This window comes from Lacrimispora sp. BS-2 (assembly GCF_040207125.1).
GTDB lineage: Bacteria > Bacillota > Clostridia > Lachnospirales > Lachnospiraceae > Lacrimispora.
Genome location: NZ_CP157940.1, coordinates 3,282,367 through 3,295,009 on the forward strand (window position 1 = coordinate 3,282,367; position 12,643 = coordinate 3,295,009).

Consider the following 12,643-nt stretch of genomic DNA (forward strand, 5'->3'; position numbering starts at 1 on the left):
CTCAAACCTCGATCTCTATCTTTCTTCCGGTAGGCTGATACTGGTAATACCGTACCCCTGCCGCATTGAGCATCCGCTTGGAGGCATTGACTGCCGGGGTGCCGTCATACTTGTCCGAACCGTATACGATGGTTTTAATTCCGGCCTGTATGATAGCTTTGGCACATTCATTGCAGGGAAACAGGGTTACATAAAGCTTACTGCCTTCCAGGCTTCCCCCTCTGTAATTAAGGATAGCATTTAATTCACTGTGAGTGGAATAGAAATATTTGGCATTATAAGGATCAGACTGTTCATTTTCCCTGTCCCATGGAAATTCATCATCCGAGCAGCCCATGGGAAATCCATTGTAGCCCATGGACAAAATCTTATTATCCTGACTCACAATACAGGCTCCCACCTGTGTACTGGGATCCTTGGAACGCCTTGCGGAAAGAGCCGCTACTCCCATAAAATATTCATCCCATGTAATATAATCTTCTCTTTTTCCCGCCATTTATCTTCCTCCTCTTAATCGGGAAAGCGGATATTCCCAATCCGCTTCGCTCCTTAGTCATGAACACAGTCTGCATTCCTGCCTGCGTTTAAAATATGGTATCCTGCCGCTTTGGTCAGCCTGTTCATAATAGCCTGTCCCAGATGGTCTCTGGAGAAGCTTTCGGAAAAAATAAAATCCGCTTCCAGGTCATCAAATTCCCTCAGCACTCCATAAAGGTTATGGGCAATGGTCTCCTCCCTGGCACGTAATCCCATGCTTCGTACCATTCCCTCAGGATACTTCTCTTTCGTTTCTTCGGTACAGATGATTCCCACCCGAAACCCCTTAGAAAGCTTTTCTTCTGCCAGCCGGTTTATGGTGCGTATTACATTCTCTGTTTCGCCCTCCACCAAAGTCAGCTCCGCCTTAGGGGCATAATGCTTGTATTTCATTCCAGGGGCCTTGGGCCTTACATCCGCTTTCATAGGACCGGAGACTATGGCAGGGTCAAGAGGAACCTCTTTACCAAGAACAGCAAACGCCATTTCCTGCGTTATGGCTCCCGGCCTTAAAATCACAGGTTCGTCCCCTGATACATCGATGATCGTGGATTCCACACCAATTCCCACGGCTCCTCCGTCTACGATCATATCAATCTTTCCGTTCATATCCTGACATACATGGTCAGCCGTAGTGGGGCTGGGCCGCCCGGAGGTGTTGGCGCTGGGCGCGGCCACCGGAACTCCGGCCAGCCGTATGAGGGCATTGGCCACCGGATCGGCAGGCATGCGCACTGCCACCGTATCAAGCCCTCCGGTGGTTCCATAGGGAACCAGTTCGCTTTTAGGGAAAATCAGAGTTAAAGGCCCGGGCCAGAACGCTTCCATCAAACGCTTTCCTGCCTCGGGTATGGCAGAAACCAAGGGAGGCAGATCATCAAAATCCGCTATATGGGCGATCAGCGGGTTGTCCGAGGGCCTTCCCTTTGCCGCATATATTTTTCCTGCTGCCTTTTCATTTAAGGCATTGGCTCCCAGCCCGTAAACGGTTTCCGTGGGAAATGCCACCAGGCCTCCCTTTCTTAATATCTCCGCAGGTTTCTTTAACAGTTCTTCCTCCGGTTGTTCTTTATCTTCTATTATAATTCGTTCTGTCTTCATATCACTCTGCTCTTTTCTTATAGGACGCTGACTTTTCAGACACGCCCCAACTTCCATTAATCATATCACAGGGCAAGTCTCCATGCAACTTTTTTGCTGGCTGTCAAAAGCTTTCCTTCCTGCTCCTGGAAATAAAACAATGGTTGCACGTTTTTCATATTAGTGATACCATAATAAAAACATTTTATTTGGGAGGAATACTACATGGAACTCATCATACCGGAAAACTATGACCCTAAGCTCTCGGTCAGAGAGACACAGGAGGCCATTAAATACATCAGGGATACGTTTCAAAAAGAACTTGGTAAGGAAATGAATTTGGAACGGATCTCAGCCCCCCTGTTTGTAGAGCACAGCAGCGGCTTAAATGATGATTTAAACGGCGTGGAGCGCCCGGTGCGGTTTGACATCGCCGGCATTCCTGACGAAGCCATTGAAGTCGTACACTCCCTTGCCAAATGGAAACGTATGGCCCTTCATGAATACGGCTTTCAGCCCGGCGAAGGCCTTTATACCAATATGAACGCCATCCGGAGAGACGAAGATTTAGACAACCTTCACTCCTGTTATGTGGACCAGTGGGACTGGGAAAAGGTCATCACAAAGGAGGAGCGTAACGAAGAAACCTTAAAGGAAACCGTCCGCAATATCTTTAAGATCATCAAGCACATGCAGCATGAGGTCTGGTACAAATACCCTCAGGCCGTAAAGCACCTTCCGAAAGACATTACCTTTATCACTTCCCAGGAGCTGGAGGACCTCTATCCGGACAAGACTCCAAAGGAAAGGGAAAATCTGATCACAAAGGAACACGGCTGCGTCTTTCTTATGAAGATCGGGGACAAGCTTGGAAGCGGAAAGCCCCATGACGGAAGAGCTCCTGACTACGATGACTGGCAGTTAAACGGGGACATCCTGTTCTGGTTTGAGAATTTAAACTGTGCCCTGGAAATCTCCAGCATGGGAATCCGGGTGGATGAAGAATCCCTGACAAAACAGCTTGAAAAGGCTGGCTGCGAAGATAGGAAAAGCCTGCCTTACCATAAAATGCTTTTAAACGGAGAGCTGCCCTATACCATTGGCGGCGGCATCGGGCAATCCCGCCTCTGCATGCTTTTGCTGGACAGAGCCCATGTGGGAGAAGTCCAGGCAAGCATCTGGCCAAAGGAAATGCGGGAGGAATGCAGGAAGCATAACATCATTCTTCTGTAGGCTGAATGGACCTCATCCGCCTTAAAAGGATAAATTAAAAGAGGGTGTTGCAATAATAGCAGTTATAGCTATTGAGTAGCACCCCCTTCTCTTTAGCAGGGCGTTTTCAGCCTGAAGGTCTGAACCATTTCCTTCAGCGTTTCAGCCTGCTTATAAAGCTGGGCCATTGCAGCGGTGCTTTCTTCGGACGCTGCCGAATTTGCCTGCACCAGGTTGGATACCTGGCTGATCTCGTCGTTTATACGGGCTATGCCGAAAGCTTGCTCTGACGATGCGCCGGCGATCTTTTCCGCCAATTCAGCGACCTGCTCTATCCCTCCCACTATTTTGTTAAAAGCATCTGCAGTGGTCTTAGCAATATTCATTCCATGCTCGGCCTTCTGTATGGAACTTTCTATCATATCTGTGGTTTCCTTTGCGGCTTTTGCCGAACGGGCTGCAAGGCTCCGCACCTCATCTGCCACTACCGCAAAGCCCTTTCCGTACTCGCCCGCCCTTGCGGCCTCTACCGAGGCATTTAATGACAGCAAATTTGTCTGGAAAGCAATGTCCTCGATCGCCTTTATTACCTTTGAGATATTTGAAGCGGACACGTTGATTTCATCCATGGCTCTGAGCATTTCCTCCATGTGCCTGTTTCCATCCATGGCTCCGTGACTGACGTCATTGGCACATGTTCTGGCCATTGCCGCATTATCTGCGCTTAAGCCGATCTGGTTTTTTACCTCCGTTATGGCTGCAGCTAATTCCTGAAGGGAGCCTGCCTGATGGCCTGCCCCTTCCGAAAGCCGTATGCTTGCTTCTGATATCTGACCGGCGCCGCTCAAAACCTGCCCTGACGTATCGCATATTTGAGACAGAATGCAGTTATTTTTCTCTACGATGCTGCTTAAGGCCATGCCAAGGACATCCTTTTCCGAATTTATTTTCACCTGGACGGTTAAGTCCCCGCGGGCTATTGCCTCGGCTGTCTGAGCCTGGTTTCTGGTATTTTCCACCATGGCCTTAAAGGATTTCATTAATTCTCCCACCTCATCCTTTGTGAGGACCCGGACGTTTGCGCTTGCATCTCCCACGGACAGCTGCCTCGCAATATTGTTAAGTATTTTAAGAGGGCGAACAATGCTTCCGTTTAAGGCCCTGCATATTATTACGCTTGCAACAACGGATATGATAGTCAACAGAAGAATTGCTGCCGAAAAAAGTGTAAAAGTTGCAGATGAAACGCTGCCTGCGGAATATGATCCGTAAATGGTGAAAAAGCTTATCAAAAAAATTAGAACGGTTATCATGTTTACTACGCCGAATCCTATTGCCATCCTTTTGCTAAGGGCAATTGAATTCTGTTTTTCATGTTTTTCCATTTGAACTGCACCCCTTGTTTTTATTTATATAGTTATAGTATATATCGACAGGTTTTTGTATAATTTTAGCAAAATAAAGATTTTGTTTATCTGCAAAGGGAGAAATGGGTCATTAATAAATTTTGCTGATATGAAAACCACACAAAAAGCAGTTGGAAAAGTAATACTACCTCTCCAACTGCAGGTAAATACGGCGTTTTTCCAGAGAAGATAAATAGATGCCCTTGATCATCTCAAAAGTCTTTCTTCCCTCAAGGCCGTCTATGGTCACAGGCCGGTCATACAGAATGGATTCGTAAAAATCCCTTATCTAAAGATGAGGGCCGCTTCCCCATATGATTTCCTTTCTTATAGTTTACATAAATTGATAAATATTATATAGATTGATCCCAATGATAACTACCATCAAAAACAGGAAAAGCCTGTCCACCACCTTCTCGTCAATCCTTTTATTAATCACCCGGCCGCTCATCCCGCCTAAGATCCCTCCTATCACCATGAGAACTAAAAGCCAGATAGAGAATTCCGGTACTGTTCCTGTTACCAGGGAATTCATAAGCCCTGTGATCTGGGAAAACAGGATGATGTAAAGGGAATTCTGGGCGGCTGCCTTGGTATCCATGGAAAAAAAGAAAAACAGCACCACCAGATTAATGGGGCCTCCTCCAATTCCCAAAAATGAAGAAAGTATCCCAAGCACCAGTCCAATCAACACACAAATTACCGGATTGGTCACATGATGGGTATGGATCTTGTCCTTTTTTATGGTATAGATCAGCGTTCCAAGAGTAATCACCAGGAGACATGCTGCCTGGACGGCCCCCACCATGTCCTTGTCTGCAAATAAGGAAGAAACCGCCTGAAACATAGACTTTCCCACAACTCCGCCTATTGCCGCCCCTATGGCAAGAGGCGTTCCCGTCTTCATATCCACCAGGGACTCTCCGCTCATTTTTCCTTTAATCACAGAATAACAAGTCATTGCAAGCACCGTACAGCCTGACAGAAAGCTTATGGCAGCTACGCTTAACACTCCAAATGCATCCAGGGTGGGCTTTATAATAACGCCTCCGCCTATTCCACAAATGGCGCCTGCAATGGATGCGCCAAAGCTGATCAACAAAAACAATCCATATAAATAACCACTCATTTTTCAAGATCCTTCCTCGCCGGTATTAGCGGCATTCTCTTCCATGTACATATGCCTTAAGGACATTGTATTTTTCATCAACTACCACCTGCCCCTTTTTCAGAGCAGCTTCGCCATCAGAGAACCACCGTTTTTCTATGTCCAGCGTTTATCATATCACACTTCAGATAAAACAGGCAAATAAAAAGAGGTAACTCCTGTATTCCCTTATCTTCCATTCAAATACTCCGTAACCCCCATTTATGGTAAGGCATAATTCTACTAAACATGTATTAGCATTTGTATACACCTGATTCATTGAAAAATAAAGGATTTATGAGATTCAAGAAAACTACAAGACATTTTATTGCATGAATAATCCTATTAAAAAATCTGATCGGCGTAGACAAGGAGCAGACAAAAAGGCTGGCCCGAAATTTGGGATACCCCCAGCAATTTGTTGTAATATTTTAACAGTAGGTATAATATAATAAAAAGGGCAATCGCCACAGGGTGGTTGGCTAATTAGAAAAGCAAAGACCTTCCCAACCGGCCAAAGTACAGGGAAGGCTTTTTGCATTTAGCGACATGTCTTAATGACGAATGTCAGCAGTGCTAGAAGGAACATACCAAAAGACATTAGGTCCTTAAAGTCAAGATTCTTCATGAGCAACACCTCCATTCTATGTAGAATCGAGGCCTACCATCCTATACACGATTGCCAGCAGTTTGTACCTGCCAGTATAATTATATGTTCTTAAGTTGGAACATACTATTAAATATATCTTACAAATTCCCTTGGGACCCTATTTCGCCAATACCGGAAACTGCAGCGCACCGTCCTGATCCGGCGTGAGTGTCACCGATTCTACAACCATTTTCCCTTCACCGTCCAGACAGAAAACCTTTCCGGATTCAGCAATCAGGGTGCCCTTGAGCATGACGCCGTCTGTATTAAGATAATACCACCACCACCCTTGTACTTGTACCACTTATTTGTGATCATTATCCCGGCACCATCAAATTGAAAAAGGCCCAGGATTATCCCAGGCCTAAAAGTTGTGATATAACAACAATTATTCAGTTTTTCTAGACTGCTTAATAATCTGATCTACATATGTACTCAATCCGGCAACCAGGACCCCCTGCGTAATAGCCGTAAATACCGCCATAGCAATTTCCTGCCCGGTCTGGCAGCTACTTGTGCCCAACACGTATATACCGCACAACAAAATGCCTACAGCCCCATTGATAAGGGGGATATACTTACCCTTGATGGTCTGGCTCTTTTTAATCGCCTGTCCTAAAAAGTACAAAACTACTGCCACTACGATCAGTTCCGGTTTGACATAATTCGTAATCTGTTCCATAAATTAACCCTCTCTTTCTTCCGGTTCCTCCGGCATGGATAATAAATTGTCTTTAAGTCTCGTTGCCACATCATTCCCGCCCAGGTCATGATAGGCGTCGTACATCCGCTTTACATTCTCTTTGGCATAAATGGGACAAAATTTCTTATCTTGGTAATAATTGTATACCCCGATTATTCTATCTCTAAGCAGCGCTTGCATTCCGTCATGGAGTGCTTTATTTTTTACGCTTTCCTCTGCTTATCTCTTAGCAAGCCTTCAATACCCCAGCCCAATAAAGCGGAAATAATTAAAAATAACCATTCCACCCATTGCCTGTCCATATACTCTATGATTTCTAACAAAGGATCATACCTCATTCTTTCTTATATCAATTTATAATATGGCCGGTCTTCTCCAAACAGCCAGTAACGCAGCCAGTCATCCAATATGATCCCTGCCCCACTGATCCAGAACCAAAAGAAAGTAAATAGCGGACAGATCTGCCCCAAGATATTGCCGGGCATGTTGCTGTAATCCCAAATCCCCCAGCCCAGCCATATATTAACTACACAACCGGTTAAAAACTCAAAATATGTAATTATAGCCGCACCAATTAACATCTGCTTTAAAAGGGGCATCTGCCAAGGAATCAATTCATTGATCAGGCCCAGGCACACAAAACACACACCGCCTAATACAAACATGGTCCAATGTGAACGGCCGCGGAATGCCAGCTCCATACCTATGTAAATAAACCCTCCTACCAACCAAAGGAATAAATATTTAAAAGCCTGCTTCATCGCTTTTCCCCTTTCTGTCCGGACAAGGCGGAAATTTGTGCCAGATATGTTTTTAAGACTTCGGATTAATATTTTACCGGAACGTCAGCACCATAAAAGATCTCCGACTCTGCTCCGGATGCAAGCTGAGCCTGCAGACCACTTATCATATATCCACTCCGGCTCGCGAGTGCAGATGTAACTGTTATTCCGGTATGTATTCCTGCGGATTTACACCTGCAGGAGCTCCCGCCTGGATGCTCATTTCAAATTGAAGCGGATCCACCAGCTTCTTTTTACGGTTTCTCATTTCCTTAAGCTGCTTTGCAAGGGCTTCCTCTCTTTGAGCGGCAACATCTTCTGCGGCCTGCTTTTCTGCCTCCTCAATATCTATAGGGCATCCGGCCTTTGCTGTCCCCGTTTACCTCGGCAGCCTTAAATCCCTTTACCGCACAATAATGTTTGGAAACTCCCTATATTCTGCATTAAAGGCCGAAAAGAAAGGCCAGTCTGAAAACCGGATAAAGTATGGAGAATACTACTATAAACATTATATTTTGGATTCTGAAATTATGATTACCCAAGAATGTTTAGATATAGATAAAATACTATGTTTTTGACATGGAGCAGGGGGATCAAAATGCTGTAAACATCTATGAGGAATTCGCTTAATTTGTCTACCGCTAAAAAAGGCATTGACAAAAGGTAGACAAAGGGCACCTTTTCCTGGAAAAGATGCCCTTAAATCCCGTATTTTGTTATCTTCCATTCAAATACTCCATAACCCCCATGTGGATCGTCCAGGCCAGCCGGTCCTGGTAATCCGGGGAGTTTAAAAGAGCAGATTCCTTCCAATTGGTTAAAAAGCCGCATTCCACGATCACGATCGGGGTCCGCACATGTAAAAGCAGATAATAGTTGTCGTTAGGCTTTGCCAGTCTGGTATTCTTCTCTCCCAGCACATAATCAAACCGGCTCTGTAAAATCTCAGCCAGTTCCTTTCCCTTATCGGACCTTTTATAGTAAAATACCTGTCCTCCGAAAACGTCCTCCTGATGATAGCTGTTCTGATGGATGCTGACCGTAAGTGCCGGACTTACATCATTGATGATCTCACAGCGCTTACTCATGTCCGCCATCTTTTTTCTGCTGTCCTTTTCCGAGTACAGTCCGTTGTCATCTTCTCTGGTCAGAATCACTTTCACGTCAGAAGCTTCCAGATATTTTTTTAACCGGTTCGCTATCTGCAAATTTATATCCTTTTCCAGGGTTCCGTCAATGCCTATCTTTCCCGGATCATTTCCTCCGTGCCCCGCATCTATAACGACCACAGGTTTTTCTTTTCCGGCTTTTGCATTGACTCCTGCCGCCATCTTTCCAGCCTGACTTGATATCACATATACCAGCACCAGCAAAACCAGCGCCATAAAAGGTTCCCACTTCTTAAATTTCACATTTTCTACCTGATTCATCTTCTTAATGAATTATATCTTTCAGTGAAATAAAAAAGAACTGCTCCCTGTGACTTTCCTGTCATTCTGAACTTAATACATTATAGTCCTTTGTCCCATCCGCAGTGATCCATTCCAGATATTGAGCCAGAATGCTGGGATACCCTTCTTCCTCCCACATCTTGTAACCGGCCTTGGCTTTGGCCTTGTCCCTGATGTCTGTAACCTTTCCTGCATAGCAGGCGGCATTAAGCTCTGCATAAACCTTTGCCATCTGCTCCTTCTGGGATCTGGTTAGCCCTTTTAGTGTATCAAGCCTCTCAAATTCATCCTGAGCCTGATTGTAAAACACCTTGCTTAAAAATCTTTTTCCAAACTCATTAAAATTTAAAAGATTTTTATCCGTGCTTCCCGTCTTTTTGGCCCAATCCTTCATATCCAAAGACTTTGTATGGTAACGGAAGCTTCCGTCATCTCCATAATATAAGATCCCATATTGGCAGGGCGGCGTGGACAAGGAACTGGTCACGATCTCATAGATCCCGGAATCGCTGCGGGATCTCATATAGTGCTGCACATGAAGGTGTCCGCTTAAAAACAAGGGAACCTCCCAGCTTTCCAGCTGGTCAATAAGCTGCTCACTGTGTTCAATGGTACAGTCCTGTAAGTATACTTCACTTTCATCAAGAAGATTATGGTGGCCCACAGGAATCACATTCATTCCCAGATTCCAGGCTTCCTCCATCTGTTCCTCTATCCAGTCATATGTATCATCCCGTATCATTCCCCCAACCAGATTTTTCGGTTCGTACTGGCATGTATCAAGCATTAAGGCCCTGGTATAATCGTTTACCTGGTATACGTAGCTTAAGGATGCAGGATCCCGGCTGACCGCCTCATTGTATCCAAAATCCTGATAAATCTCTTCAAATTTATCCGGGGTTATATTTTCCGCTCCCAAAAAGGTATCTCCCACAAACTGAGCTGCCTTGGAGTTATTGATATCATGATTTCCCGGAATAACGATCACAGGAATTCCGGCATCTTCAATCTCTCCAAGCTTTTCGGCAAGCTCTTCATGGCTCTCCTTTTCTCCTTCATAGGTCAGATCCCCGCTTAAGATCACCAGATCAGGCCGTTCCTTCTTCACCTCTTCTACAAAAGCATCCGTGATCTCCCAAATATATTGCATCACCTTGCCGTCACCATGGTCCACACTGTATTGAAAGCCCTTCTTAAAATCCGTCAAATCCCTGGCTAAATAATGGATATCCGTAGCGACAATGATCTTGCAGCCGTTGTCAAAGGCTTCCTCAGAAGGCTGTGCAGCCGGGTTCTCCGAAGTCTTGGGAAATTCTTCTATGGTGGGCGGTTCTGTCCTCGTTGTCTCTGTTTCCGGCGGTGAAGTGCTCTCTGCACTGGTGCTTTCCGGCACTGTTCCTTTCAAAGAACAACCTGCCAGCATACATACCGTGGCCAATAATGCTGCCAATACGATCCTGTTTCTCATACCTGACCTTCCTGTCTGTTCCACGTCATTTGTTTATTTTTTATCCAGCCGGATTTCATCCCATAAGTCTGACGGTTCAAATCCCAGCTTCCAGCAGGCCACACCTGCCAGGCCATACTGCCTTATCAGATTCATCTTAAGGCCTATGGAGCGCTCTTCTTCCAGCCACAGCTTTTTAAGCCCTTCCTCTGTCTGCAATTCTCCGTAATACTGGCCAAGCTCCTCCTGCCAATATAATTCCACCTGATTTTCGCTGACCCATTCCTTTGCACGGGCAATGCCCATGGCGGAAGAGGCAGTCTTTCCGTCTGGTCCCTCGGTCCACACCCTTGTATAGAGAGGAATCCCGTTGATCACCTTTTCCTTTGGCACCTGAGCCAGGGTATCCTTGATGCCTTTTTCCACATAATTAATGGAAGCCACAGAACCGGCGTCCCCGCCTGCATAATGTTCGTCATATCCCATTATAATTACGTAGTCAGCCACGATTCCCTGCTCTTTTCGGTTATAAAACTGATTGCCGGGAGCAGGAACATAATTATCTACGGACAAGACGATCCCTTTCTTGCGGCAAGGGATGGAAAGCTCCCGTATGAACTGAATATAATGGACTCCTGCTTCTTCCTTGATTCCCTCAAAGTCCAGGTTAATTCCGTCAAGGCCGTACCTGTCCACCTCCGACATAAGGGCTTCAATCAGCTTCCGTCTGGTGGAGGTCTTTGACATCAGGATTTCCGTATTCACATCCGGGCTGAAATTATTGATGAGGGCCCAGACCTTCATTCCCTTGTCATGTGCTTTCTTTACATAATCCGCCTGGGCCAGGGAACGGAAATTTCCTTCATTATCCGAAAGCTCAAACCAGGTCGGGGAAATGACATTGACTCCCTTTGTATTAGCAATCAGATTGTCAAAAGAACCATTTCCATCAAGGTTGGTCATCTGATGCCAGGCAAGACAAACTGGTTCCTTCATGGAAACATTGGTGTAAACCGGCTTTACAAAGGTGCTTACAGGAACCTCGCTGGCCACATCTCCCAGACGCTTGCGTTCCACATAGCCTACAAATCCGTCTTCCGTCCGTACCTTGTCCCACCTTTTCATGGATTCCAGTACAGTAACCTGGCTTCCGGGAGAAACCCACGTTACTATGGGGCTTTTCAGTCCGCCTTTCACCCTCACATTGCCCTTCTCGGAAACCAGCGCCTTTTGCTGGGCCTCCCAGCTATTATTTATAAAAACCCGTTTATACTGAATGCCGTCATAAGCCGTTACGCGGATATCCGTATAATTAGCCACCAGGCCAATGGACAAATAAACTCCCTTTTTATCCACCCATATCAGGGGCTTCCCTGAATCCCCGACAGTGGAATGATCCGCATAGACAATGGAGTCCGGCAGGGCATACACAAGAAGATTTTCATGGCTGTCCCAGTAAAACCGCTCATTCAGCATATCATTCACCCAATCAATGGGGAGATAGGTTTGGCCCTGCAGGTAAAGACCCTTTGCCTCCTGCAGATCCTCATTGAGATAAAGAGCCACTTCATCTCCTTTTACTCCCAGCAGTTCGGCTATATCTGCCTGTTCCTTTGACGGAATATACCGCTCCAGAAACTGCACCCCGAAAAACCCGGCGGTCACTAATAAAATCAATCCTAGCGCCGCAAAAACCGGCACTGTTTTTTTCTTCATCTGCTTTCCTCCTGCTAATGGATCATATTATCTTTTGCCTGTACTATCTTTTAGATATATCATGAACCAGCGGTTCATGATCGACATTCAACTTTCGCGCCGATGAACAAACTCATCTTCGCTCATTATATCACAATTCTTATTTTTTGAAATTTACATTTTCATTACATTACAAATCCCCTGATCCCGCCCTGACGCACTTAAACGGCCTTCTTAAGGCTAAAGATGGCATCCCCTATGCGTCCCTTTTGGCACTTACTAAAATTTACCGGTTGTAAACCCGGTCAAATCTTATTTCCCTCAGCTTACCGGTCTTTCCGTCAGGAATGTAATCGGCCATATAAAAACTATTATCCTCTCTTATCTCAAATATTTTATTCCAATCTTCTTCCGGCAGCTCTTCCCCATCTATAAGGATGGCAATTCCCTGATCACGGTATTTTTTAAGCCCTGCCAGATACTGACCTCTATCTGTCTGCCTGTTTCTTTCCCTGGCATCTTCTTTTTTCATCC

12 protein-coding genes are annotated in these 12,643 nt (G+C 45.5%); 1 reads left to right on the plus strand and 11 read right to left on the minus strand.

Annotation, left to right across the window (positions count from 1 at the left end; all coding sequences use genetic code 11):
* Position 1: 1 nt before the first annotated feature.
* Both ABFV83_RS15365 and ABFV83_RS15370 read right to left on the minus strand, forming a co-directional pair.
* Positions 2–496, minus strand: a complete 495-nt coding sequence (locus tag ABFV83_RS15365) for a dCMP deaminase family protein (protein ID WP_349945019.1) — start codon at positions 494–496, stop codon at positions 2–4.
* A 53-nt stretch (positions 497–549) separates the two neighbouring features.
* The gene (locus ABFV83_RS15370; protein WP_349945021.1) at positions 550–1,638 is read right to left on the minus strand and encodes an L-threonylcarbamoyladenylate synthase; all 1,089 of its coding nucleotides are present in this window, start codon (positions 1,636–1,638) and stop codon (positions 550–552) included.
* A gap of 204 nt (positions 1,639–1,842) precedes the next feature.
* On the opposite strand from ABFV83_RS15370, the gene asnA reads away from it, so the two are divergent.
* Entirely contained in the window at positions 1,843–2,850 is a 1,008-nt protein-coding gene (asnA, locus tag ABFV83_RS15375) for an aspartate--ammonia ligase (RefSeq protein ID WP_349945023.1), read from the plus strand.
* A gap of 92 nt (positions 2,851–2,942) precedes the next feature.
* On the opposite strand, the gene ABFV83_RS15380 is transcribed toward asnA, so the two are convergent.
* The 9 genes from ABFV83_RS15380 to ABFV83_RS15420 form a co-directional block, all read right to left on the minus strand.
* Positions 2,943–4,214, minus strand: coding sequence for a HAMP domain-containing methyl-accepting chemotaxis protein (locus tag ABFV83_RS15380; protein WP_349945025.1), 1,272 nt, complete (start codon positions 4,212–4,214; stop codon positions 2,943–2,945).
* Between the two features lie 355 nt (positions 4,215–4,569).
* Entirely contained in the window at positions 4,570–5,364 is a 795-nt protein-coding gene (locus ABFV83_RS15385; protein ID WP_349945027.1) for a sulfite exporter TauE/SafE family protein, read from the minus strand.
* A gap of 785 nt (positions 5,365–6,149) precedes the next feature.
* A complete protein-coding gene (locus ABFV83_RS15390) occupies positions 6,150–6,335 on the minus strand; it encodes a hypothetical protein (protein ID WP_349945029.1) in 186 nt (61 codons plus the stop codon).
* Between the two features lie 84 nt (positions 6,336–6,419).
* Positions 6,420–6,713, minus strand: coding sequence for a phage holin family protein (locus ABFV83_RS15395; protein ID WP_349945031.1), 294 nt, complete (start codon positions 6,711–6,713; stop codon positions 6,420–6,422).
* A gap of 365 nt (positions 6,714–7,078) precedes the next feature.
* Complete coding sequence (locus tag ABFV83_RS15400; protein ID WP_349945033.1) at positions 7,079–7,495, minus strand: hypothetical protein; 417 nt, start codon at positions 7,493–7,495, stop codon at positions 7,079–7,081.
* 737 nt (positions 7,496–8,232) lie between these two features.
* Complete coding sequence (locus ABFV83_RS15405) at positions 8,233–8,928, minus strand: N-acetylmuramoyl-L-alanine amidase (RefSeq protein ID WP_349945035.1); 696 nt, start codon at positions 8,926–8,928, stop codon at positions 8,233–8,235.
* A gap of 79 nt (positions 8,929–9,007) precedes the next feature.
* On the minus strand, positions 9,008–10,435 hold the full coding sequence (locus tag ABFV83_RS15410) for a metallophosphoesterase (protein WP_349945036.1): 1,428 nt from the start codon (positions 10,433–10,435) through the stop codon (positions 9,008–9,010).
* 33 nt (positions 10,436–10,468) lie between these two features.
* Entirely contained in the window at positions 10,469–12,130 is a 1,662-nt protein-coding gene (locus ABFV83_RS15415) for a glycosyl hydrolase family 18 protein (protein WP_349945038.1), read from the minus strand.
* 265 nt (positions 12,131–12,395) lie between these two features.
* Entirely contained in the window at positions 12,396–12,641 is a 246-nt protein-coding gene (locus ABFV83_RS15420; RefSeq protein WP_349945039.1) for a hypothetical protein, read from the minus strand.
* Between the last annotated feature and the right edge of the window lie 2 nt (positions 12,642–12,643).

Excerpts from the sequence above, each read along its gene's own strand:
- ABFV83_RS15365 (WP_349945019.1), bottom strand. The coding sequence starts at position 496 with ATGGCGGGAAAAAGAGAAGATTATATTACATGGGATGAATATTTTATG.
- ABFV83_RS15370 (WP_349945021.1), bottom strand. The coding sequence starts at position 1,638 with ATGAAGACAGAACGAATTATAATAGAAGATAAAGAACAACCGGAGGAA.
- asnA (WP_349945023.1), top strand. The coding sequence starts at position 1,843 with ATGGAACTCATCATACCGGAAAACTATGACCCTAAGCTCTCGGTCAGA.
- ABFV83_RS15380 (WP_349945025.1), bottom strand. The coding sequence starts at position 4,214 with ATGGAAAAACATGAAAAACAGAATTCAATTGCCCTTAGCAAAAGGATG.
- ABFV83_RS15385 (WP_349945027.1), bottom strand. The coding sequence starts at position 5,364 with ATGAGTGGTTATTTATATGGATTGTTTTTGTTGATCAGCTTTGGCGCA.
- ABFV83_RS15395 (WP_349945031.1), bottom strand. The coding sequence starts at position 6,713 with ATGGAACAGATTACGAATTATGTCAAACCGGAACTGATCGTAGTGGCA.
- ABFV83_RS15400 (WP_349945033.1), bottom strand. The coding sequence starts at position 7,495 with ATGAAGCAGGCTTTTAAATATTTATTCCTTTGGTTGGTAGGAGGGTTT.
- ABFV83_RS15410 (WP_349945036.1), bottom strand. The coding sequence starts at position 10,435 with ATGAGAAACAGGATCGTATTGGCAGCATTATTGGCCACGGTATGTATG.
- ABFV83_RS15415 (WP_349945038.1), bottom strand. The coding sequence starts at position 12,130 with ATGAAGAAAAAAACAGTGCCGGTTTTTGCGGCGCTAGGATTGATTTTA.
- ABFV83_RS15420 (WP_349945039.1), bottom strand. The coding sequence starts at position 12,641 with ATGAAAAAAGAAGATGCCAGGGAAAGAAACAGGCAGACAGATAGAGGT.